Source organism: Kaistia terrae (assembly GCF_026344005.1).
Lineage (GTDB): Bacteria > Pseudomonadota > Alphaproteobacteria > Rhizobiales > Kaistiaceae > Kaistia > Kaistia terrae.
Map to the genome: position 1 here is coordinate 987,998 of NZ_JAPKNH010000001.1, position 22,848 is coordinate 1,010,845.

Here is a 22,848-nt window from a genome sequence, read left to right on the forward strand (position 1 = left end):
GTTGTCATGAGGTGAGAAGAATACTTGCCGCGGAAACAAGAGGCAGACAAGATGATCAGCGCGAAGCGGGCAGTCGAAACAGCAGTTCAGCCCCAGTTTACTCCGGATCTCAAGCCGCTTTACATGGAAGCGTTGACGCTCGTTGAGCGTCTGCATCGTCGCCTGCTCGACGTCGTCAAGGACGAGTTCGACCGTTCGGGTCGCTCCGACGTCAACAGCATCCAGGCGCTGCTGCTTTTCAACATCGGCGACGCCGAGCTGACGGCCGGCGAGCTTCGCACCCGCGGCTATTATCTTGGCTCCAACGTCTCCTACAATCTGAAGAAGCTGGTCGAGATGGGCTACATCCATCACCAGCGTTCGCGGATGGATCGTCGCTCGGTCCGCGTCAGCCTGACAGACAAGGGCCAGGAAGTCGCCGCGATCGTCGGTGGTGTCTATGAGCGCCACATGAAGTCGATCGAGCAGGTCGGCGGCATCGCTGTCGATGATTTCCAGCAGCTCAACCGCTCGCTGCAGCGCCTCGAGCGCTTCTGGACCGACCAGATCCTGTATCGCCTCTGAAATCGGACTGTCTGACCTTCCAAAAGCCCCGGCCGCCCCTGCCGGGGCTTTTGCACGTTTGGAGCCGGCCGTGAAGGATACGGTAACCATCCTCATGCAGCATGACGGAAGTGCTGCGGTGCAGCGCGGCGACATGAAAGCGCCATACTGACGTGACAGCCAAGGACAGGTGAGTTAAGTCGCGTCCTTCGGTCAATCGCCCTTGTGGCGAGGTCCGATGGCAGGCTGCTTGGCCTTTCGTTCAGGTTGCGACGTCGATGGGCAGTCGACGGTGTTTTCAGGGTTCGCGGCGCGTGCAAGCCGCAGTCGAAATCGGGGGCGGCGATCGGTTCGCGTAGCTCCCTGTACCAGCGGGCTACCAGAAGTATCGACATGAGCGGATCAAAGAACATCACTCTCTTCCCGGCCACCGCGATGACCCGCCGTGGCGCATTGCGCTCCATGGCCGGTGCGCTGGCAGCCTCGGTTGCTATGCCGATCGCGGCGTTTGCCCAAGACATGGACCCGATCAATCAGGTTCTGCAGAGCGGCAGTAGCGACTGGTCCGATGGTTTCGATGCCGCGTCGAGCGGTGCGGCCTCCGTGCGCACCTCGGCGCCGATCCTGTCGCCGGACACGGCGCAGGCCGTGGAATATGCAATCCAGAATTACACCGACATCGTCGCGCGTGGCGGCTGGCCGATGGTTCCCGGCGACAAGAAGCTCAGCCTCGGCCTCAAGGATCCCAACGTCGTCATCCTGCGCCAGCGCCTGACCGTTTCCGGCGATCTGGCCGCCGGCGCCGGCAATTCGCAAACCTTCGATTCCTATGTCGACGCAGGTCTCCGCCGCTTCCAGGCACGGCACGGACTGCCGGCTGACGGCGTCGCCGGTCAGTCGACCATCAACATGATGAACGTTACCGCCAACGTCCGTCTCGGCCAGTTGCAGACCAATCTGGTTCGCCTGCGCTCGATGTCGGGCTTCCTCGGCGAGCGCTATGTCATGATCAACATTCCGGCCGCGGCGATCGAGGTCGTTGAAGGCGGTCGCGTCGTGTCGCGCCATACCGCCGTCGTCGGCAAGGTCGATCGCCCGACGCCGGTCCTGGCCACCAAGATCTATCGCGTGAGCTTCAATCCGAACTGGACCGTGCCGGCGTCGATCATCCGCAAGGATCTGATCCCGCTCATGCGGAAGTCGCCGGATTACCTGACCAGCAAGCACATCCGCATCTATGATTCGGCCGGTGTCGAAGTTCCGCCGACCCAGATCGACTGGAATACCGACCAGGCGACCAAGGGCTACATGTTCCGGCAGGATCCGGGCGACTTCAATTCGCTCGGCAGCGTGCGCATATCGTTCCACAATGACGAGCAGGTGTACATGCACGACACGCCGCAGAAGGACATTTTCGGCCGCGAGCAGCGCTTCGATTCGTCGGGCTGCATCCGCGTGCAGAACATCCGCCAGGTCATCGGCTGGCTGCTGCGCGATACGCCGGAATTCCCGCGCGAGCGCATCGATGCGATCTTCAAGTCTGGCGAGCAGGTCAACGTCAATCCGAAGCCTGAAATTCCGCTTTACCTGCAGTATGTCAGCGCCTGGGCGATGGCCGATGGCGTGACCCACTTCCGCGATGACATCTACAATATGGATGGCATCGGCCAGCTGGCGCTTCAATAGGTCGCTGCTAGCTCTTAAAATGGTTGTTCCGTGCCAAGTGCCCGGAACGACCCCCGTTAATTGAAGGGCCGATGAGGCCCTTTTTCTTGGCGTCTACCCCCACATATGGTACGCCGCGCGAGTCCCGGCCGTGCCGTCATTGGCACGAATCCGGTTCCGCCAACAGGATGGACCGCCCCATGTCTCTGACGGATCGCGCTGATAGCCTTTCCTCGACCTCCGCTTTCTTCAACCGGACCCTGGCCCAGGCCGATCCGGAAATTGCCGATGCAATCGGCAAGGAACTCGGTCGCCAGCAGCATGAAATCGAGCTGATTGCTTCGGAGAACATCGTCTCGCGCGCCGTTCTGGAAGCGCAGGGCTCGGTGCTCACGAACAAGTATGCCGAGGGTTATCCGGGCAAGCGCTATTACGGCGGTTGTGAATTCGTCGACATCGTCGAGACGCTCGCCATCGAGCGCGCCAAGAAGCTGTTCGACTGCCAGTTCGTCAACGTGCAGCCGAATTCCGGCAGCCAGATGAACCAGGCGGTGTTCCTGGCGCTGCTGGAGCCGGGCGATACCTTCATGGGCCTCGACCTGGCGGCCGGTGGACATCTGACGCACGGTTCGCAGGTCAATATGTCCGGCAAGTGGTTCAAGGTGGCGCCGTATGGCGTGCGCCGCGAGGACCAGCTGCTCGACTATGAAGAAATCCAGCGCATCGCCGAAGAGACCAAGCCGAAGCTGATCATCGCCGGCGGCACCGCCTATTCCCGCATCTGGGATTTCCAGCGCTTCCGCCAGATCGCCGATTCGGTCGGCGCTTACCTGATGGTCGACATGGCGCATTTCGCCGGTCTGGTCGCCGGCGGCGCCCATCCGTCGCCGCTGCCGCATGCGCATGTCGTCACCACGACGACGCACAAGTCGCTGCGCGGCCCGCGCGGCGGCATGATCCTGACCAATGACGAGACGATCGCGAAGAAGATCAACTCGGCCGTGTTCCCCGGTCTGCAGGGCGGCCCGCTGATGCATGTGATCGCCGCCAAGGCTGTCGCCTTCGCCGAAGCGCTGCGTCCGGACTTCAAGGTCTACGCGAACAGCGTCGTCGAAAATGCTCGTGCACTTGCAGAAACGCTCAAGGGCTCCGGCTTCGACATCGTTTCGGGCGGTACCGACAATCACCTGATGCTGGTCGATCTGCGGCCGAAGCGCGTGAAGGGCAACGTGTCCGAGAAGGCGCTCGTTCGCGCCGGCCTGACCTGCAACAAGAACGGCATCCCGTTCGATCCGGAGAAGTTCTTCATCACCTCCGGTATCCGCCTCGGCACGCCGGCAGCGACGACGCGCGGTTTCGGCGTTGCCGAGTTCCAGGAAGTCGGCCGTCTGATTGCCGAAGTTCTGGGCGCCGTATCGCAGTCGGAAGACGGTTCCGCTCCGCTCGTGGAAGCTTCGGTCAAGGAGCGTGTCCATGCTCTGACCGCTCGCTTCCCGATCTATTCCTGATCGGAAAAACCCATGCGTTGTCCCTATTGCGGTAGCGACGACACGCAAGTGAAGGACTCCCGCCCGTCGGAGGACAATACGTCCATCCGGCGGCGGCGGGTCTGTGCGGATTGCGGCGGTCGTTTCACGACCTTCGAACGAATCCAGCTGCGTGAGCTGGTTGTTCTGAAGAAGAGCGGCCGGCGCGTTCCCTTTGATCGCGACAAGCTGATGCGTTCGGTCCAGGTGGCGCTGCGCAAGCGGCCGGTGGATCCCGATCGCGTTGAGCGCATGATCAATGGCGTCGTTCGCCAATTGGAAAGCAGCGGCGAGAGCGAGATCAACGCCGAGCAGATTGGCGTTTATGTCATGGAGGCGCTGAAAGGCCTCGATGACGTCGCCTATGTGCGGTTTGCCTCGGTCTATCGCAATTTCCGCGAAGCCAAGGACTTCTCCGCCGTACTCGACGAGCTCTCATCGCAGGACCTTGTGGATACCGAGGACCGCGACTAGGCCAGAATCTGGAGCCTTTCGCCGTTTCGATGAAGCGGGGAAGGGCTCCGGAGTGCTTTCAAGCGACGTGGATTCCGGTTCGCAAGAAGGCGCGACACGACAAAGAGCTAGGCGCTTTCGAACGATCTGCGGGGTTTCGGATGACGACTGAGCGAACCGGCAATTTCGATGCCGAGATGGACCGCCGGCTGATGGCCGTCGCGCTTCGGTTCGGCCGTCGCAATCTCGGTTCCACGGCGCCCGCGCCCGCCGTCGGGGCGCTTGTCGTGGGTTCAGAGAGCGGCACGCCCATTATCCTCGGTCGTGGCGTGACGGCGGCCGGTGGCGCCGCCCGCGCCGAAACAAGTGCGCTCGTCATGGCGGGCGATGCGGCGCGCGGCGCCACGCTCTACACCACACTGGAGCCGTCGCCCGATCCTGTCGAAGGCGTTTCTGTCGTCCAGACGATGATCGCGGCGGGCGTTTCTCGCGTTGTCAGCGCGCTGGAAAATCCCGATCCGCGCGTTGCCGGTCGCGGCCACGCACAATTGCGCGACGCCGGCATCGCCGTCACGACCGGGGTGCTTGGCGACGAGGCGCGGCGGCAGCATGCCGGAGTTATCTCCGTTCTGGCGGCGGGAAGGCCGCATGTCACCCTGAAGCTTGGCGTTTCCGCCGACGGCATGATCGGCCGCGTTTCGGGCGAGCGCATGCTGGTCTCGGGCCGCGAGGCATTCGCGCGGCTTCAGACCATGCGCATCGAGGCTGACGCGACGCTGATCGGCATCGGCACGGCGATGATCGACGATCCGAGCCTGACCGTCCGGGTTCCGGGCCTGCGCGCCCATTCTCCGATCCGCATTGTTCTGGACACGCAGGCGCGGCTTTCGCCTCATTCGTCGTTGGTGAAGGGCGCCGCCGACACCGCACTCTGGGTCGTTTGCAGCGCCGAGGCGCCACTCGTCAATCGGGTCGCATTGAGGGCGGCGGGCGTCGAGGTGCTGGAGGTTGGCACCGGTTCCGGCGGAGTCGATCTTGAGGCCGCCTTGCGCCTGCTGGCTGAGCGCGGCGTCACGCGCCTGCTGGCGGAGGGTGGCGCCAAGGTCGCTGCGTCCCTTTTGGCGCGCGGCATGTTGGACGAGGTCGTCTTGTTTCACGCGCCGGTGGTGGTCGGGCCGGATGGCGTGCGTGCGCTCGCCGGCGGCGCGCTCTCGGCAATCGAGCGCAGTCCGCGCTTCCGCCGCTTCGAAGAAGCGCGTCTCGGCGAAGACCGAATGGTTCGCTACGAAAGGGCAGTCTGAGTATGTTTACGGGCATCATTACCGACGTCGGCAAGGTCGCCGCCGTCGAGCGCCGCAACGACGTCAACAAGATCACCATCGACAGCCGCTATGACGGCGAGACGATCGCCATTGGCGCGTCGATCGCCTGCGCCGGCGTCTGCCTGACCGTGATCTCGATCGACAAGCAGCCGAATGGACGCACCTTCTTCGACGTCGAGGCAGCTCCCGAAACGCTGGCGCTGACGGAAGTCGGTCATTGGGAAGCCGGCCAGCCGCTCAATCTCGAGCGCGCCCTAAAGCTTGGCGATGAACTGGGCGGCCATATGGTCTCCGGCCATGTCGACGGCCTTGCCACCATCGTCAGCCGCGAGGATCTCGGCGAAACGACGCGATTTGTCTTCGAAGCGCCGGCTGATTTGGCGCGTTTCATCGCCACCAAGGGCTCCGTCGCGCTCGATGGAACATCGCTGACGGTGAACTGGGTCGAAGGCAACCGCTTCTCGGTGCTGCTCATCCCGCACACGCTGAGCCCCGATGTTACGACCTGGGGCGCGCGAAAAGTGGGCGACCGCATTCACCTCGAAGTCGACCAGATGGCGCGCTATGTGGCACGTCTGACAGAAGCCGCGTAGGCTGCATCTCCGTGTGGCGGCGACATGCGGTCCCGCCACTCTGGATCGGCATCGCCGGAGCCTTTGCGCCAACGCCCCGTCTGGGCGGGAAGGCGGCGGCTGCGGCGTTCTTTTCCCTTTACAGCGCAGGGACCGCGTGGTTCACCTGCCGCCCGTTCCTATCCGGGTGACCGGTCAAAGTGAGAACCTCAACATGAGCGATTCGGCCCCCCACCTTCTCGTCATCGATGCCCGCTTCTACGACGACATCTCGGACGAGCTGTTCAATGGCGCCAAGGCCGCCATCGAAGCTGCCGGCGCGACCTTCGAGCGTGTATCGGTTCCCGGCGTCCTCGAGATCCCGCCCGCGCTTTCGATGGCGCTGGCTGCCATGGATGAGGGTGAAGTCCAGTATGACGGTTTCGTCGTGCTCGGCTGCGTTATCCGCGGCGAGACCTCGCATTACGACATCGTCGCCAACGAGTCGGCCCGCGCCATCATGGACATGGCCGTGATCGAGTCGCTCGCGATCGGCAATGGCATCCTGACCGTCGAGAACGACGCGCAGGCCTATGCCCGCGCTCGCGTCAGCGAAAAGAACAAGGGCGGCGCCGCCGCCGAGGCCGCGCTCGCCATGGTCGCCCTTCGCACCAAATTCGGCTTCTGATCATGACCACCGCTGACAAAGCCCCGCCGACGCCGCGGGCCTTTCGCCCGGCCAACCAGCGGGGCGCGGCCCGGCTGGCGGCCGTTCAGGCGCTCTACCAGCTTGATGTCGGCGGTGCGCAACTGACCGAAGTCGTGGCCGAGTTCGAGAACTATCGGCTCGGCAAGGAAGTTGACGGCGATCAGTATCGCGATGCCGATGCCGCCTTCTTCCGGGACATCATCGCCGGTGTCGTGCGCGAACAGCGCAACCTCGACCCGGCGATCCACGTCTCCCTGACCTCGGATTGGCCCCTGAAGCGGATCGACGTAACGCTGCGCGCCATCCTGCGCTGCGGTACGTACGAGCTGATGGGCCGCAAGGACGTCCCCGGACGCGTCGTCATCACCGAGTATGTCGACATTGCCCGCGCCTTCTTTGGCACAGGCGACGAGCCGCGCATGGTCAATGGCGTGCTCGACACCGTCGCCCGCAAGCTGCGCGGCGAAGAGTTCGGCGAAGAACCGCCAGCCGACAAGGACTGAGCATGCCGGAGCGGGGAGAACGGCCCGGCGAGTTCGGGATGATCGCCCGCTATCTGCGCCCATTGGCCGATGACCCGGGCGCCTTCGGATTGACCGATGACGCGGCTTTGCTGCGTCCCGAACCCGGCTTCGACCTGGTCCTGACCAAGGACATGGTCGCCGCCGGTGTTCATTTCTTTCCCGACGATCCGCCTGAATCGATCGCCCGCAAGGCGCTGCGCGTCAATCTCTCCGACCTCGCCGCCAAGGGCGCCGCGCCGATCGGCTATCTGCTCGGGCTGGCGCTTCCCGCCGACTGGACCGAGGATTGGATGGCTGCCTTTTCGGCCGGCCTCGCTGAGGATCAGCAGCGCTATGGCATCCCGCTGCTCGGCGGCGATACGGTCAAATCCCCGGATGGACTGATGCTGTCGGTCACAGCGCTCGGCCAGGTTCCGGCAGGCGGCATCGTCCGCAGGGCGGGCGCCAGTGCAGGCGATGTCATCGTCGTTTCCGGCACGATCGGCGACGCGGCGCTGGGGCTGCGGCTTCGACTCGGCACGCTGGACGGCAGCGCGGCAGGCGAGGGCGCTGCCCACCTGCTCGACCGCTATCTGCATCCCCAGCCGCGTCTTGGCCTGGCGGAGGCTGTGCGCCGCTTCGCCACCGCCTCGCTCGACATTTCGGACGGGCTGATCGGCGATCTGAGCCATGTCACCCGCACCTCCGGCGTTTCCGCTCTCGTCGAGGCCGAGCGAATTCCGCTCTCCGATGCGGCGCGAGCGCTGATGGCGGCCGACCCGACGGTACTCGCCAGTGTGCTGACGGGTGGAGATGACTACGAGATCCTGACGACCATGCCGGCAGATCGCTTTGCAGACTACGAGGCGGCCGCCGCCCGCGCGGGAATTTCCGTCGCCCGGATCGGCCGCATCGTTGAAGGTGAGGGCGCGCCGACCGTGATCGACGCGGCGGGAGAAGAAATCACTCTGGGACGCGCCTCGCACGATCATTTCTGATCGCCGAGCGCATTTCTGCTAGAGCGTTTTTGCGCGAAGTGGTTCGCGCGAAGAAAACGCGACCAAGCAGAACCTGTCGCATTGCTCCGTTTCCGCGAAACGGCGAAATGTGACAGACGATTTTGCTTCGGCGCAGATATTGCCGATTCCGGTCGGGCGCAGGAGAGCGGTCGTGGATACCCAGAACAGCTTTGAGCTCGATCGTCAGATCCGCCGCAACGCATTCGTCCTGATGTCGGCGAATGCGGTCAACGCGTCGATCCTGCCGATTGCCGTCACGCTGGGCGGCCTGGCGGGTTTCTATCTGCTCGGAGCGGACAAGTCCCTCTCCACCCTGCCGATCACCGCCTCCACGCTCGGCGCGGCGCTGACCACCATTCCGGCCGCCATGCTGATGGGCCGCATCGGCCGCCGCAAAGGCTTCGTCTTCGGTGCGTCGCCGGCAATCTTCGGCTGCCTGCTGGCAACGTTCGCCCTGTTGCAGGGCTCTTTCTGGCTCTTCGTGATCTCGCTCTTCCTGATGGGCATGTCGAATGCCTTCAACCAGCAATACCGGTTCGCCGCCATCGATGCCGGCAGCCCTTCGGTACGCACCAAGGCGATGTCGCTCGTTATGGCGGGCGGCATGTTTTCCGGCATCATCGGACCGCAGACCGTCATCCTGACCAATGGCTGGCTGGGACCGGTTCCTTTCATTGGCAGTTTTCTGGCCGCGGCAGGGCTCGGCCTAATCGGCCTGCTGATTGCGAGCCAGGTGCGTGACGTCGTGCCGCCGCGGCCGGTAGAGACGCTGCTGGACGCGCCGAAGGGGCGGTCGCTGAAAGTCATCGCCCGCCAGCCGCGCTTCATCGCAGCGGTGCTCTGCGGCATCTCCTCCTACGCCCTGATGAGCCTCGTCATGACCGCCGCGCCGCTCGCCATGATCGGCTGCGGATTCAGCCAGGGCGAGGCGGCGCTGGGTATCCAGTGGCATGTGCTGGCGATGTATGGCCCGAGCTTTTTCACCGGCCGTCTGATCGTTCGATTCGGCAAGGACCGAATCGTCATCGCCGGCTTAGCGCTTCTGACCGCCTGTGCGCTCGTCGGCATCTCGGGAATCTCGCTCGCCCACTTCTGGATCACGCTGATCCTGCTCGGCCTCGGCTGGAATTTGGGCTTCATCGGCGCCACGGCGATGCTCGCGGAAACCTACCGCCCCGAGGAGAGAGGCAAAGTACAGGGTCTGAATGATTTCCTTGTCTTAGGCTCGGCGGCTACAGCATCGCTGCTCTCCGGCAAGCTGATCGGCGGGCCCGGTTGGACCTTCATCAACATGATCGTCTTCCCGGTGGTGATCCTGAGCCTCGTTGCCCTGACATGGTCGTTCGTGCTGCGCCGATCGTCTGGCGGGGAGAAAGCTTGACCGCGTCGTAAAGCCGTTCTCAACTCGCTTGACGGGGGGAAAAGCTGGGAGGAACGCTGCTCTTTCCCGCCGCACGGTTCAGCCGGCGCGGCGTCTTTGGACGGCCGTAATAAAAGGCCGGCCAGAGGAGGAAAGTGGACGTGATCTATCTCATAATTCTATGTGCGTTGCTTGCGCTCGCCTATGGTGTTTGGGCGACGCGATCGGTCCTCGCGGCCGATGCCGGTTCTGCCAGAATGCAGGAAATCGCGGCGGCGGTCCGGGAAGGCGCAAACGCCTATCTCAAGCGCCAATACACGACGATTGCCATCGTCGGCGTCGTTATCTTCGTCATCGTTGCTTGGCTATTGTCGCTGACCGTGGCGATTGGCTTCGCAATCGGCGCCATTCTCTCTGGCCTTGCCGGCTTCATCGGCATGAACGTCTCCGTTCGCGCCAATGTCCGCACCGCCCAGGCGGCAACGAAAAGCCTGGCGGAAGGCCTCGAGATTGCCTTCAAGTCGGGCGCCATCACCGGCATGCTGGTGGCGGGTCTCGCCCTGCTCGGCGTTGCCGGTTACTACCTGATCCTCACGCATTTTGCCGGCTATTCGCCGGATGATCGCATTGTCATCAATGCGCTCGTCTCGCTCGGCTTCGGCGCATCGCTGATCTCGATCTTTGCCCGCCTCGGCGGCGGCATCTTCACCAAGGGTGCGGATGTCGGCGGCGATCTGGTCGGCAAGGTCGAGGCGGGTATTCCGGAGGACGATCCGCGCAATCCGGCCACCATCGCCGACAATGTCGGCGACAATGTCGGCGATTGCGCCGGCATGGCGGCCGATCTGTTCGAAACCTATGTCGTGACCGTGGTGGCGACGATGGTGTTGGCGGCGATCTTCTTCGCGGCCTCGCCGATCTTCGGCAACATCATGCTCTATCCGCTCGGCATCGGCGCCGCCTGTATCCTGACCTCGATCGCCGGTACCTTCTTCGTCAAGCTCGGCGCCAACCAGTCGATCATGGGCGCGCTCTACAAGGGCTTCATCGCCTCGGCGCTTCTTTCGATCATCGGCCTTGCTGTCGCGACTCATCTCTTGATCGGCTGGGGCGAGATCGGCACGGCGGCGGGCTTCCTCATCACCGGAAAGAGCCTGTTCCTGTGCGGCCTCATCGGCCTCGCCGTGACGGGCCTCATCGTCTGGATCACGGAATACTATACCGGCATCGGATATCGGCCGGTCCGGTCGATCTCCCAGGCCTCGGTGACGGGGCATGGCACCAACGTGATCCAGGGCCTCGCCGTGTCGCTGGAAGCAACGGCGCTACCGACTCTTGTCATCGTTGCCGGCATCATCTCGACCTATTCGCTGGCAGGCCTGTTCGGCACCGCCGTCGCCGTTTCGACCATGCTCGGTCTCGCCGGCATGGTGGTGGCGCTCGATGCCTTTGGTCCCGTCACGGATAACGCCGGCGGCATTGCCGAAATGGCCGGATTGCCCAAGGAAGTGCGCAAGTCGACCGACGCTCTCGACGCGGTCGGCAACACCACCAAGGCGGTCACAAAGGGCTATGCCATCGGCTCGGCTGGCCTCGGCGCGCTCGTGCTGTTCGCGGCCTACAACTACGACCTGACCCACTTCATCACCGAGGCGAACAAGGAAGGGTCGACAAGCTTCCAGTACTTCAAGGGCGTCATTCCAGACTTCAGCCTGTCCAATCCCTATGTCGTGGCTGGATTGCTGCTGGGTGGCCTGATTCCCTACATCTTCGGCGGTATCACCATGACCGCCGTGGGGCGTGCCGCCGGCGCGATTGTCGAGGAAGTGCGCAGGCAGTTCCGCGATAAACCGGGCATCATGGCCGGCACGGAGAAGCCGGACTATGGCCGCGCGGTCGACATCCTGACCAAGGCGGCGATCAAGGAGATGGTGGTTCCCTCCCTCCTGCCGGTGTTGGCGCCGATCGTCGTCTACTTCCTGATCTACTGGATCGCCGGCAAGAGCGAGGCGTTCTCGACGGTTGGCGCCATGCTGCTCGGCGTCATTGTCACCGGCCTGTTCGTCGCCATTTCGATGACTTCGGGCGGCGGTGCGTGGGACAATGCCAAGAAGTCGTTCGAGGACGGCTTCGTCGATGCCAGCGGGCAGACCCACTACAAGGGCTCTGACGCGCACAAGGCTTCGGTGACGGGCGACACCGTCGGCGATCCCTACAAGGATACGGCCGGTCCGGCCGTCAATCCGGCGATCAAGATCACGAATATCGTGGCCTTGCTGCTGCTCGCCGTGCTCGCGCAATAGCGCGGACCACCCAAGAAAAAGGCCCTCTCCGCATCGCGGGGAGGGCCTTTTGATTCGTGTCTCGAATCGATTCGGTGACTAGCCGCCGAACGGATTGGCGCCCATGCCGACGGTTCCGGTCAGAACCTGCTCCAGGAAGCCCTGGTCCTTGCCGCTCGTCGGCGTCGTCTGGCTGACGTAATCGAAGATCTTGCCGTCCTGGATGCCGTAATTGGCGACCTGGGACACTTCGCCCTTCTTGTTGAAATAGACCGCCAGGATCTTCTGGTCGACGACCTTGCGGTTCATGAAGGCGACCGGACGCTTGCGCGTCTGGCTGATGTAATAATAAACCTCGCCGTCATATTCGGCCGTGGTCGAGGGCGAACCAAGCACGATCTGGACCTGCTCGCGGCTGGCGCCGACCGGCACCTGCTCGATCGCGTTGCGCGGCGGAACGTAGCCAGACTGGTAGGTTTCGTTGATGCCGCCGAGGCCGCTGGCCCCGCTGGTGATCTTGGTGCAGGCGCCAAGCGAAACGATCGCAACCGCCGCCAGCATGCCAACGCCGGCGCGCCTCACGAAGGGGCTGACAGCCAAGCGTCGATCTCTCATGCTGAACTCCATTCCATTCTCCTCGCCCAGTGACTGGGTTGGCATTCTCCCTAGCGTGCGCTAGGGCTCGTGGCAATCGTCCTTGCAAGGGCGGCGGACAGCACCATCTCTGGCAAGAGACCGCTGTCACCCTGCCCAACGGACCAACCGGATATTGGAGATCGGTCGAATGTTCCGCCGCCTGTTCACTCGCAATCGCAGGAACGAGGCCATAGCATATTCGCTTTACGGCGCCATCGTGGCGCAGGCACGGCAACCCGCGCTCTATACCGAATTCGCTGTGCCCGATACGCTGGATGGCCGCTTCGACATGGTCGTGCTGCATGGCTTTCTGCTGTTTCATCGACTCAAGGCTGAAAGCGCCGACGACCGCCAGGTCGGCCAGGACGTATTCGACATCTTCCTGAAGGACATGGACGGAACGCTGCGCGAAATGGGCGTCGGCGATATTTCCGTGCCCAAGAAGCTGAAGAAAATGGCTGAGGCCTTCTTCGGTCGCATCCGCGCCTATGACGAAGCGCTTCTCTCGGGCGATCGTGCCAAGCTCGTCGATGCGATCGAGCGCAATGTGTTTCCCGACGGCGCGCCGGCGGGCGTCGGGGGGCGGATCGCCGGCTACATGGAGGCCGCCGTCGGCACATTGGCGGCGCAATCGCTGCCGACGATCTTCTCCGGCAAACTCGACTATTCCCCCCTTCCTTCTTCGTCGGCGGCAGCATGATGACCGAACTCACCTTCACCCGCTCTTTTGACGTCTCTCACCTTGGCAAGTCCGGCGCGAAGCAGCACCTCGTCGCCAACGACACCGAGCGCGCTGCCCTCAAGAAGGATTTCGACCTTCTGTCGCTGGAGAACCTCACGGCCGATCTCGATATCGCGCCTTGGGGCCAGAAGGGCGTCAAGGTCGAGGGGCGGATTCTCGCCGATGTCGTGCAGCCCTGCGTGCTGACGCTGCAGCCCGTGCCTTCGCGAATCGATCACCGATTCTCGCTGAGCTTCCTGCCGGCCGATGCGATCGCCGCCGATCCGAAGACGGTCGCCGAGGCCGAGGTGATCGTCGTCTATGACGAGGAAGATCCGCCGGAGCCGCTTGAGGGCAATTCGATCGACTTCGGGCCGATCCTGGCCGAACAACTGGCGCTGGCGCTGGATCCATACCCGCGCGCACCCGGTGCGACGCTGGAGGAAACGGTGGAAGAGGGCGCTGAAAATCCGGCGTCGCCTTTCGCGGCTCTGTCGAAGCTCCGCGACAAATAATACTAGAAGGTCTTGAATCGGCCACACGGTGGTTGAAAGACTGTTGTTTCACCGGCCGAAACAGTTATTTTCCAGCGCCGTCGTCGCCGGGCCTTCGCTCAGAGCGGCCGCGTCGAACAGGGGCGGAATGGTTCAAGCGATTAGAATAGCGATCGACGCGATGGGCGGCGATAACGGTCCCGCGGTAGTGCTCGCGGGCGCCGATATTGCCTTGGTCCGTCGTCCTGAGCTGCGCTATCAGCTCTTCGGCGAGGAGAAGGCGGTTCTTCCGCTTCTCGAGTCGTATCCTCGGGTCAAGGCGGCATCGACCTTCACCCATTGTGAAGTCACCGTCCAGATGGACGACAAGCCCAGCCAGGCCTTGCGCAAGGGCCGCTGGAAATCGTCCATGTGGCGAGCGCTGGAAGCCGTGAAGAAGGGCGATGCCGACGCAGCGCTCTCCGCCGGCAATACCGGCGCGCTGATGGCGATGTCGAAGTTCTGCCTGCGCACCATGGCCGGCATCGAACGCCCAGCTCTGGCCGCGATCTGGCCGACCTTGCGCGGCGAAAGCGTCGTGCTCGACGTCGGCGCGACCATCAACGCCGATGCGCAGCAACTGATCGATTTCGCCATGATGGGCGGCGCCATGGCGCGTGCCCTTCTCGATGTCGAGCGGCCAACCGTTGGCCTGCTCAACATCGGCGTCGAGGAAATGAAGGGTCTCGAGGAAGTCCGCGTCGCCGGGCAGCTCCTCCGCGAGGCCGACCTGAAGCACCTGCGCTATATGGGCTTCGTCGAGGGTGACGATATCGGTAAGGGTACGGTCGACGTCGTCGTCACCGAGGCTTTCGCCGGCAATATCGCGCTGAAGACGGCCGAAGGTACGGCGCGCCAGATCTCGACGCATCTGCGCGACGCGATGAGCCGGACGCTGATGGGCAAGATCGGCTATCTGTTTGCCAAGGGCGCGTTCCAGCAACTGCGCCAGAAGCTCGATCCGCGCGCCTCGAACGGCGCCGTCCTGCTTGGCCTGAACGGCATCGTCATCAAGAGCCATGGCGGCACGGACGGTGTCGGTTTCGCCAATGCGATTGAAGTCGGCTACAGCATGGCCAAGAACGACTTCCTGTCCAAGATTAATCAGGATCTCTCCGACTACCACCGCGCGGGTTTTGCGCGGGGAGTGGCAGCGATCGTCGATGAAGGTGTGATGTGAGTTTCATCCGTTCGGTCGTTCTCGGTTGCGGCAGCTATTTGCCCGAGAAGACCCTGACCAATGCGCAGCTGTCGGAAATTGTCGATACTTCCGATGAGTGGATCGTCCAGCGTACCGGCATTCGCGAGCGGCACATCGCCGCCGACGGCGAGCTGACGTCCGATCTGGCGACCGCAGCGGCGAAGCTCGCGCTGGCCGATGCCGGGCTTTCCATCGGCGAGATCGACATGATCATCGTTGCGACGGCAACGCCCGACGATACGTTCCCCGCCACCGCCGTCACCGTGCAGCGCAAGCTCGGCATGGAACATGGCGCGGCCTTCGATATGCAGGCGGTCTGCTCCGGATTCGTGTTCGCGCTTTCGACCGCCGACGCGTTCATCCGCGCCAGCCAGGCCAAGCGAATCCTCGTCATCGGTGCGGAGACGTTCTCGCGCATCCTCGACTGGACCGACCGCACGACCTGCGTTCTGTTCGGCGATGGCGCTGGCGCGGTCATTCTTGGTGCCTCCGTCCAGGACGGTACGCGCGAGGACCGCGGCGTGCTGACGACGCATCTGCGCTCGGACGGCCGCCATCGCGAAAAGTTGTATGTCGACGGCGGACCGTCTTCGACGGGCACGGTCGGCCATCTGCGCATGGAGGGCCGCGAGGTCTTCAAGCATGCGGTCGGCATGATCACCGACGTGATCGAGGACGCCTTCCGGGCAACCGGCTATGGCGCCGACGATGTCGACTGGTTCGTTCCGCACCAGGCCAACCTCCGCATCATCGATGGCAGCGCCAAGAAGCTCGGCATCGAAAGCGACAAGGTTGTGCGCACGGTCATGCTGCACGGAAACACCTCCGCTGCTTCGATCCCGCTGGCTCTTTCGGTCGCGCGTGACGATGGTCGCATCAAACGCGGCGACCTGATCCTGCTCGAAGCGATGGGCGGCGGCTTCACCTGGGGCTCCGTGCTGCTTCGCTGGTAGGATTCTGCCAGAGATGCCCGGACCTTAGGATGAAGGACGTTGACCGTTCCCTGCTCTGGCAATAGGCTTGCCGGTGGGGAAGTTACGTTGGGTCACCAAGCAGAACATCGGGAAACGAGACCATGTCAGGCAAGACGGTGACGCGCGCCGACCTTTGTGAGGCGGTTTATCAAAAGGTCGGTCTGTCGCGAACGGAATCCGCCGATTTGGTCGAGTCTGTTCTCGACGAGATCAGTGCGTGCATAGTGCGGGGCGAATCTGTCAAACTGTCGTCATTCGGATCGTTCCTGGTCCGCTCCAAGGGGGAGCGGGTAGGGCGCAATCCAAAGACGGGTGAAGAAGTTCCGATCGCACCGCGCCGCGTGATGGTCTTCAAGCCCAGCAATGTCCTCAAGCAGAGGATCAACGGCTCTCTCGTCCCCAACGGGCATGACACGTCCGAGGACGAGTGATCATCTCAGCCGGACGAAGTGGGCGCCGAAGCGTGAGAGTTGATGTCCAAGGGTCCTGACGCCTTCCGGACGATCAGTGAAGTGGCCGAGGAACTCGACCTGCCGCAGCATGTGCTGCGGTTCTGGGAGACCCGGTTCACCCAGATCAAGCCGATGAAGCGAGGCGGCGGTCGGCGCTACTACCGCCCGGACGATGTCGAGCTGCTGCGAGGCATCCGGCGACTGCTTTATGGCGAAGGATATACCATCAAGGGCGTCCAGCGGATCCTGAAGGAACAGGGGCCGAGGCATGTCATCGTCGCAGGGCAGGGCATCGGTCTCGATCCCGCTCCCGAAGGTGGCGAGCCCGACGATTATGGCGACGATACCGCCCAGGATATGGATTTCGAGACGGCTTCCGAGCCAGACGATTTCGACGTCGATTCCGACGAAGTCGACAGCGGCGGTCGGCGCGAGCCCCAGTTCGGAACGCGCGCGGAACCGTCGCTGGATCGCCATCCCGTAGCACCTTCGGTCCACGTATCGGGCGAGCGCCAGTCACCGCCGGTACACTCGCGTATTCCGACGGCTCCGCCCGATTTGCCATCTTCGGCGGAGGACTATCTTCCGCCTCTGGTGTCCGAATCGCCGATGCCGCCCGAGCGGAGCGGCGCGCAATCGCGCCAGCCATCGCAATACGCACCGCAACCGGCACCGGACCGTCGCGATACTCACTATGCACCGTCCCGGGCGCAGGGTGGTCAGGGCGGCTATGACCAGCCCGATTCCGAAGCTGCAGCGCCTGCGTCACGTCCGGCCGAGCGTCACGCCCAGCCACCCGCCGGTCTCGGACATGGCGATCGCGAAAGGCTGCAGTCGACGCTGATGGAGTTGCTCGAGTGCAAGCGCATCCTGGACAACGTCCGCTAGGCGGTCGGCACTGGACGGGTGCGATGCGTGCCGGCTTTCTGTCGAAGAAAGCGAACCATCCACCGAAATGATGAGACCTCGGGACGCGTGTGCCGAATAGCCGGTGACAAGCCCGATCGAACCATGCTACCAGCGGCGCATTGACAGACAACCAGTGACTGTCGATGCGGTTTCGACCGCTTCGGGGCCAAGGCCCTGGAATAGAATGCGGATTTAATCCGATGGTTACGGAGCGTAGCGCAGCCTGGTAGCGCACTTGTCTGGGGGACAAGGGGTCGCAGGTTCAAATCCTGCCGTTCCGACCAACACTTAGCTCTTTGTTTCGGATCGCCCTAAGAGGCTGATTGGGAGCACGAGCGGCTTCCCGTACAATCCCTGCAGATCATCGGCTCGGTCGCATCGACAGCGCTTTTCAGTTAGTTCGCCACCGTTCCGTGCTCATACCAGGCAGAAGTCGCAACTGCCGCCTTTGGCGAGTGGCCGAACATTCCTGAACGATCCGGGTTCGTTGCTCGGCGTGCGATCGGGCGAAGCTCAGGTCACAGTGCCTGCCGAACCGAAGACAGGCTCTTTCGCCAAGAGCGATCGCAGCGCGAATTCCATGAAAATCCACCTTGGCCTTTGTCGAATCTGTGCATAAATAGCGCACCTGCCGCAGGGGATTGGTGGGGAGTTTCGGATTTGGGTCGACGCAGGTTCCTCTGCAGCCGGCCCATACCACGAAGCTAGGGCGGGCATTCATCGGTTGTGGATTGGCAGTGTCGGCGCTCGGTTTGGGCATTGTCCCGAAGACCGTGGCTGGTTTAGCGGGGGAGTAAAGCCAATGATTTTTTCATATCGAGAATTGGTCCGGGCCGGGCTCGCAGCGGGGCTCTTGATGAGCCTGGCCGGGACGGTATCGGCGCAGACAATCAGCTACTCCGAAGCGGGTGCCTTGCTCGCTCAGAGTTGCGGCAAGGACATTGTAAAGTTCTGTCCCAAGGTCAATCTGGGTGGTGGGGCGCTCCGGGATTGCTTGACGCAGCGCGCCGACAAGATCAATCCGCAATGCATCGCCGACTACAAGGCCGTGGTGGCGTCGCTGGACGCTCGCCTCGCGGCACAGGCGGCCGTGACCAAGGCCTGTCGCGGTGATGCGACGCAGTTCTGCCAGGGAACGGCGCCTGGAAACGCGCACTATCTCGGCTGCCTGAACGCCGCCAAGAAAGTCGTTAGCAAGCGCTGCACCACTGCCATCACCAACGCCGGGTGGAATTGAGCGTCATGTCGAGATCAATCCGGAATACATCGTCCCTGTCGTTCGCTGTTGCTGTCGTCGCGTTGCTCGGCGGCGCGCACAGCCCTGCCAGTGCGCAAACAGCGCTAAGCGGCGACCAGATTGTCCAGACCATGGGGAGCGCGGCGCGGGCCGCCCCTCCCGGTCTCACGGCAGCGCTGATCCGCCAGGCGGTACAGCAGCACATGATCGACAATCCCGGCATGCCGATTACCTGGAAGCCGCTGGAATTGCTGAATAATCTCGCCCAGATCGATGTCCAGATCCAGTTTGCGCTGAATTCGGCGATCATCCGGCCCGAATCCTATTCGACAATCGGTTCGATGGCCGATGCGCTGCATCATCCCGTGCTGGGGGGATACAAGTTTGTCGTCACGGGCAACACCGACACGACCGGCAACCGCAAGGACAATCTGGCGCTGAGCCAGGCCCGCGCTGACGCCGTCGTTGAGGCGTTGACGACGACTTTCAGCGTCGACCCAGCTCGCGTCGAAGCGGTCGGCCTCGGCCAGGAGGCGCTGGAAGACGTCAAGAATCCGAAAAACCCGATTAACCGCCGCGTCCAGCTGATCAATATCGGCAAGTATCTGCCGGGCAAGTAACAGAAGCGACCAGGACGGGCGGCACCCAAGGGCGCCGCCCGCTCGGGATCGACACGACCGGGGCAAGAAGACGGAGCTTTGCCAAAGGGCAGGGCATCGCTGGGATCGGCTGCGCCGGCGTCAGATAGCGTCGCCCATCGCCAGTATTATCGCGCCGCCGTTGCCGCCGAATTTTCGCTGCCTGCGCCACAACCAGGACGCTCAGCTCTGTCGCCGACTCGCGCGTCGTCGTACATCTGAATACGCACGCGTCGCCGACTTCATCGCGACGCTGTCCGGCGACGCTCGGATTTCCCCGAGGCCGTTCATTGGATCATTTCGTCAGATCGACAAAAGAGGAACGGGCACCATGTGCGACATCTGTCTGGGACGCGCCGCCGGACGCTACGCGCCTATGCGGGCGAGCGACCACACGCTGGGCGCTGCGGTTGCGCCGCCCGAGCGCGGGGCGGCGACGCCTACCGAGGCGCTGCGGGTGCTGATCGAAGGCAATGCGCGCTATGTCGCCAACGAGCCGCGCGAGCGTGACTTCTCGGCAGGTCGTGCCAGCCGCGCCGTCGGCCAGGCGCCGTTTGCCGCCATCCTCGGTTGCGCCGATTCGCGCGTCGCGCCGGAGCTCGCCTTTGACCAGGGGCCTGGCGATCTGTTCGTCGTCCGCTTGGCGGGCAATTTCGTTACGACGGAAGGGCTGGCAAGCCTCGAATTCGGCGCGGCCGTGCTCGGCACCAAAGTGATCGTCGTCCTCGGTCACAGCAGCTGCGGCGCGGTGAATGCAACGGTTGCGGCCATCCAGAACGGCAATGACCTTCCCGGTCATATCAAGGACCTCGTCGACACCATGTCGCCGGCGATCGTGCCGGTCGTGGACATTCCGGGTGACGATCTGGCGGACCGCGCTGTCATCGCCAACGTCCGCCACAATGTCGAACGGCTGCGTCAGGCGACACCAATCCTCAGCGAGCTCGTCGCCAAAGGCGACTTGATCGTCGTCGGCGCGGTCTATGATCTTCCTACCGGGACAATCAATCTGGTCTAGCCAAATAGCGGTCGCTCGCAGCGCGCGTCGCTGGACGACAGATAGAGAGGGCCGGATCAAAACGGCAAATGATTTGGCCCTCCTTTTGTCCGCGTGCTCTGCGGCGAGCCGATTCTCTTCTTCGGCTCCACGCTCCCCTTCAGCTTGCAGTCGAGGCTGGAGCTTCCTGCGACATAATTCTTGTTATGCGCCGGGGAATTTCCTAAATTGAATCATAGTTTAGTCAGATTCTTGGATTACATGAATTCACTATGCTGATGATGTTTCATTTTTTTGTTGCAAGGCTCTCCGGAAAAACGCGGGGTTTTTCCTGGAGTGGGGTTTTCACGAGCTGACCATCGCGCAGTTCTTTTCCACTCCGGGTGCATCGATCGCCGATCCGCAAGCCAGATCATCGTGTGAAGTGACACGGTGCCGGAGTTTTCTAATGCCAGATTTCAAGTCTATATTTACGTTCCGTTCCGGTAAGTCTTCATCGGGCGACATGTCGCTCGCGCTTGTACGTTCATCTCTGCCTGTCTTCGCTCCTCGCATCGACACCACGCTTCGCGATGTTGCCGCAGCACCTCGGGGGCGTGCCTGATGGACGAGTTGATCATGGAGCGCCCCTCCAGAAGAATTGTTCCCATCGAGGATGGCGACTCGTTCCAACAATTTGGTGCGCTGCCTTGGCGACGCAACAAGCGCGGCGACATTCGCGTCCTGCTCGTCACGTCGCGTGAGCGTGGCCGCTGGCTATTCCCCAAGGGATGGCTGGATGACGGGCGAACGCCGTCCGAGAGCGCGGCTACCGAAGCCTTCGAGGAAGCGGGCGTGATCGGCGACATTTGCGATCGCGATATCGGCTCCTACAGCTACACCAAGATTCTTCGCGACCAGTCGACTGTCGATTGCATCGTCACGATGTTTGCGCTGCGGGTGCGGGGAACGTTGCTGCATTGGCGCGAGCGGGGCGAACGCAAGCGCCAGTGGTGCAATCTCTCAGAGGCGATCGGGATGGTGTCCGACGAGGGGCTGAGCCAGCTTTTGCGCGAAGTAGAGGCCAATGGCAGGTTGCTGGCCGCAGGGGGCGACGCTGGCAAGAGTTGAGGTCGCGCCGCCAAGATCGCGCGGCTTGAGCCCTGCTGCATGCGCGCGGCGTGCCGCCTGGCGCGCATGCCGAGCTCCTAGTTGTCAGAGTTCGTTGAATATGGCGGGGCAGGGTAGATGCCCGTCCGCCCCTCCTCCTGGAGCATTTCACCCTTTCTTTGAAACGGCGCAATTCTCTAGCTGCTTGTTTGGTCGCATTTTCTTTCCGCGAGCCCGTACCCGCTTCGCTAAAAAGGCACTCTAGGCTGCGCGCGGCAGCGCGACCGGTCCGAAGATGATCGGAGAGGCAATGGGCTGCTGGCGAGCGAGGCGTCGTGTTTTCCACTCGACCGAGTAGATGCCCCACAGCAGGCCGTAGAGCAGGAAGAGATGCCGCCAGTGATCGTTATCGATCACGTTGTGGATGATCAGGTGGCCAAGATAGACGGCGTAGACGCTCTGGATGAAGGGCGTCCAGGGTCGCTTCTTGAAGATCAGCGGCGTCGCGATCACCAGCGTCCAGACGACAAGCGCAATATAGGCGAAGCCGCCGAGCCAGCCATAGGCGGTGAAGCCCTTGAGCCACATGTTGTGCTCGTCCTCGCCCATCCGGATGCCAAACTGGAAGGGGCCGAGGCCGAGCGGATGTTCCTGGATCAGGAAGAAGCCGATGATGTGCCGCTCGAAGCGGCCGAGCCTTCCGCCGTCATATTCCTGCACCAGCTTGAAGCGCTGGGCAAAGAGATCCTGTACCAGCGGGATCGATAGCAGCAGCGCCAGCAGCAGCGCGATGACGAGGATTCCCCCGGCGATATAGGCGAGCATCCGCAGCCGGTGGCTTGGGCGTCGCTCGGTCAGGAAGGCCAGCACCGTCACCACGAACAGGGCGAAGACGGCGAGCCCCCATGCCGCGCGCGAGAAGGACAGGAAGATGCCGGCCAGCAGGATCAGGATGCCGGCCATGCGCCAGAACGAATTCGCCAGGCGATCTGTCAGCACGGCCCGGGTCAGCACCACCAGCGGCAGCACGAGAAACGGCCCGAAGACATTCGGGTCCTTGAACGCTCCCTTGGCGCGGTCATACAGCGTGAAAAGCTCCGCGTGAGGGAACTTGCCGAAATAGGCGAGAATGCCGATCAGCGCGCAGACGATGGCGGCAGCGACGTAGCTGCGTTCTATCACCAGCAGCCGGCGCTCCGTATCCACCTGGATGACAGCCGCGAAGAAGATGGACGAGATGACCAGAAAGGCCGTGACCGCCATATAGACGGCCGGCTTCTGAAACGCATCCAATTGGGTGAATGAGAGCAGGCCGCCTGCCATATAGGCCAGCATCAGCACGATCATGGGCAGCATCGGCCGGCTCAGCTTCAGGCCGACAAAGGCCCAGACGGCGACGACGAGGCACAGCAGCAGGTCGGAAGGGGCCGGTTCATAAAGAACGAAGCCGCTGAGAAAGACGAGAGTCCCGATGATCGCGTTGGCGATCATGCGCGCCGGAATTGCGCTGGGTCGCGTCACCACGCGC

23 protein-coding genes and 1 tRNA gene are annotated in these 22,848 nt (G+C 63.0%); 22 read left to right on the forward strand and 2 right to left on the reverse strand.

The annotated features are described in order from the left end of the window. The first annotated feature begins 51 nt into the window (after nt 1-51). The 11 genes from ldtR to OSH12_RS04615 all read left to right on the forward strand — a co-directional run bounded on the left by ldtR (nt 52) and on the right by OSH12_RS04615 (nt 11,954). Nucleotides 52-564: a transcriptional regulator LdtR gene (ldtR, locus tag OSH12_RS04565; protein ID WP_266342290.1), complete on the forward strand. Its 513-nt coding sequence runs from the start codon at nt 52-54 to the stop codon at nt 562-564. A 372-nt stretch (nt 565-936) separates the two neighbouring features. Continuing rightward, the gene (locus OSH12_RS04570) at nt 937-2,229 is read left to right on the forward strand and encodes a L,D-transpeptidase family protein (RefSeq protein WP_266342291.1); all 1,293 of its coding nucleotides are present in this window, start codon (nt 937-939) and stop codon (nt 2,227-2,229) included. A gap of 179 nt (nt 2,230-2,408) precedes the next feature. Then, nucleotides 2,409-3,716: a serine hydroxymethyltransferase gene (gene glyA / locus OSH12_RS04575; RefSeq protein ID WP_266342292.1), complete on the forward strand. Its 1,308-nt coding sequence runs from the start codon at nt 2,409-2,411 to the stop codon at nt 3,714-3,716. Between the two features lie 12 nt (nt 3,717-3,728). Then, nucleotides 3,729-4,208 carry a transcriptional regulator NrdR gene (gene nrdR / locus OSH12_RS04580; protein ID WP_266342293.1) on the forward strand — a complete coding sequence of 160 codons (480 nt, stop codon included), beginning with the start codon at nt 3,729-3,731 and terminating at the stop codon, nt 4,206-4,208. Nucleotides 4,209-4,348: 140 nt separating this feature from the next. Beyond that, nucleotides 4,349-5,488: a bifunctional diaminohydroxyphosphoribosylaminopyrimidine deaminase/5-amino-6-(5-phosphoribosylamino)uracil reductase RibD gene (gene ribD / locus OSH12_RS04585; RefSeq protein WP_266342294.1), complete on the forward strand. Its 1,140-nt coding sequence runs from the start codon at nt 4,349-4,351 to the stop codon at nt 5,486-5,488. 2 nt (nt 5,489-5,490) lie between these two features. Next, the gene (locus tag OSH12_RS04590) at nt 5,491-6,102 is read left to right on the forward strand and encodes a riboflavin synthase (protein ID WP_266342295.1); all 612 of its coding nucleotides are present in this window, start codon (nt 5,491-5,493) and stop codon (nt 6,100-6,102) included. A 193-nt stretch (nt 6,103-6,295) separates the two neighbouring features. Next, nucleotides 6,296-6,748, forward strand: coding sequence for a 6,7-dimethyl-8-ribityllumazine synthase (gene ribH, locus OSH12_RS04595; protein ID WP_266342296.1), 453 nt, complete (start codon nt 6,296-6,298; stop codon nt 6,746-6,748). Nucleotides 6,749-6,750: 2 nt separating this feature from the next. After that, entirely contained in the window at nt 6,751-7,272 is a 522-nt protein-coding gene (gene nusB / locus OSH12_RS04600) for a transcription antitermination factor NusB (protein ID WP_266342297.1), read from the forward strand. A gap of 2 nt (nt 7,273-7,274) precedes the next feature. Next, entirely contained in the window at nt 7,275-8,270 is a 996-nt protein-coding gene (gene thiL / locus OSH12_RS04605; RefSeq protein WP_266342298.1) for a thiamine-phosphate kinase, read from the forward strand. A gap of 172 nt (nt 8,271-8,442) precedes the next feature. Then, entirely contained in the window at nt 8,443-9,672 is a 1,230-nt protein-coding gene (locus tag OSH12_RS04610) for an MFS transporter (protein WP_266342299.1), read from the forward strand. Nucleotides 9,673-9,806: 134 nt separating this feature from the next. Continuing rightward, on the forward strand, nt 9,807-11,954 hold the full coding sequence (locus tag OSH12_RS04615) for a sodium-translocating pyrophosphatase (RefSeq protein WP_266342300.1): 2,148 nt from the start codon (nt 9,807-9,809) through the stop codon (nt 11,952-11,954). A gap of 78 nt (nt 11,955-12,032) precedes the next feature. On the opposite strand, the gene OSH12_RS04620 is transcribed toward OSH12_RS04615, so the two are convergent. Next, nucleotides 12,033-12,548, reverse strand: a complete 516-nt coding sequence (locus OSH12_RS04620; protein ID WP_266342301.1) for an outer membrane protein assembly factor BamE — start codon at nt 12,546-12,548, stop codon at nt 12,033-12,035. Nucleotides 12,549-12,717: 169 nt separating this feature from the next. Between OSH12_RS04620 and OSH12_RS04625 the strand changes: the two genes are divergently transcribed. From OSH12_RS04625 to OSH12_RS04675, 11 genes are all read left to right on the forward strand, one after another. After that, the gene (locus OSH12_RS04625; protein WP_266342302.1) at nt 12,718-13,269 is read left to right on the forward strand and encodes a ubiquinol-cytochrome C chaperone family protein; all 552 of its coding nucleotides are present in this window, start codon (nt 12,718-12,720) and stop codon (nt 13,267-13,269) included. Then, nucleotides 13,266-13,805, forward strand: coding sequence for a YceD family protein (locus OSH12_RS04630; protein ID WP_266342303.1), 540 nt, complete (start codon nt 13,266-13,268; stop codon nt 13,803-13,805). The genes OSH12_RS04625 and OSH12_RS04630 overlap by 4 nt, the downstream gene beginning before the upstream one ends. Before the next feature lie 127 nt (nt 13,806-13,932). Continuing rightward, a complete protein-coding gene (gene plsX, locus OSH12_RS04635; RefSeq protein WP_266342304.1) occupies nt 13,933-15,003 on the forward strand; it encodes a phosphate acyltransferase PlsX in 1,071 nt (356 codons plus the stop codon). Then, nucleotides 15,000-15,977, forward strand: coding sequence for a beta-ketoacyl-ACP synthase III (locus tag OSH12_RS04640; RefSeq protein WP_266342305.1), 978 nt, complete (start codon nt 15,000-15,002; stop codon nt 15,975-15,977). Before plsX ends, OSH12_RS04640 begins: the two co-directional genes overlap by 4 nt. Nucleotides 15,978-16,099: 122 nt before the next feature. Further along, nucleotides 16,100-16,429: an integration host factor subunit alpha gene (locus OSH12_RS04645; protein WP_266342306.1), complete on the forward strand. Its 330-nt coding sequence runs from the start codon at nt 16,100-16,102 to the stop codon at nt 16,427-16,429. A gap of 42 nt (nt 16,430-16,471) precedes the next feature. Further along, nucleotides 16,472-17,338, forward strand: coding sequence for a MerR family transcriptional regulator (locus tag OSH12_RS04650; protein WP_266342307.1), 867 nt, complete (start codon nt 16,472-16,474; stop codon nt 17,336-17,338). 228 nt (nt 17,339-17,566) lie between these two features. Then, nucleotides 17,567-17,643, forward strand: a tRNA-Pro gene (locus tag OSH12_RS04655). Nucleotides 17,644-18,215: 572 nt separating this feature from the next. Then, nucleotides 18,216-18,596, forward strand: a complete 381-nt coding sequence (locus OSH12_RS04660; protein WP_266342308.1) for a hypothetical protein — start codon at nt 18,216-18,218, stop codon at nt 18,594-18,596. Between the two features lie 5 nt (nt 18,597-18,601). Further along, nucleotides 18,602-19,216 carry an OmpA family protein gene (locus tag OSH12_RS04665; protein WP_266342309.1) on the forward strand — a complete coding sequence of 205 codons (615 nt, stop codon included), beginning with the start codon at nt 18,602-18,604 and terminating at the stop codon, nt 19,214-19,216. Between the two features lie 349 nt (nt 19,217-19,565). Then, on the forward strand, nt 19,566-20,252 hold the full coding sequence (locus tag OSH12_RS04670; RefSeq protein WP_266342310.1) for a carbonic anhydrase: 687 nt from the start codon (nt 19,566-19,568) through the stop codon (nt 20,250-20,252). Nucleotides 20,253-20,834: 582 nt separating this feature from the next. Further along, a complete protein-coding gene (locus tag OSH12_RS04675; protein WP_266342311.1) occupies nt 20,835-21,341 on the forward strand; it encodes an NUDIX hydrolase in 507 nt (168 codons plus the stop codon). Nucleotides 21,342-21,581: 240 nt separating this feature from the next. On the opposite strand, the gene OSH12_RS04680 is transcribed toward OSH12_RS04675, so the two are convergent. Beyond that, nucleotides 21,582-22,841, reverse strand: a complete 1,260-nt coding sequence (locus OSH12_RS04680; RefSeq protein ID WP_266342312.1) for an O-antigen ligase family protein — start codon at nt 22,839-22,841, stop codon at nt 21,582-21,584. Between the last annotated feature and the right edge of the window lie 7 nt (nt 22,842-22,848).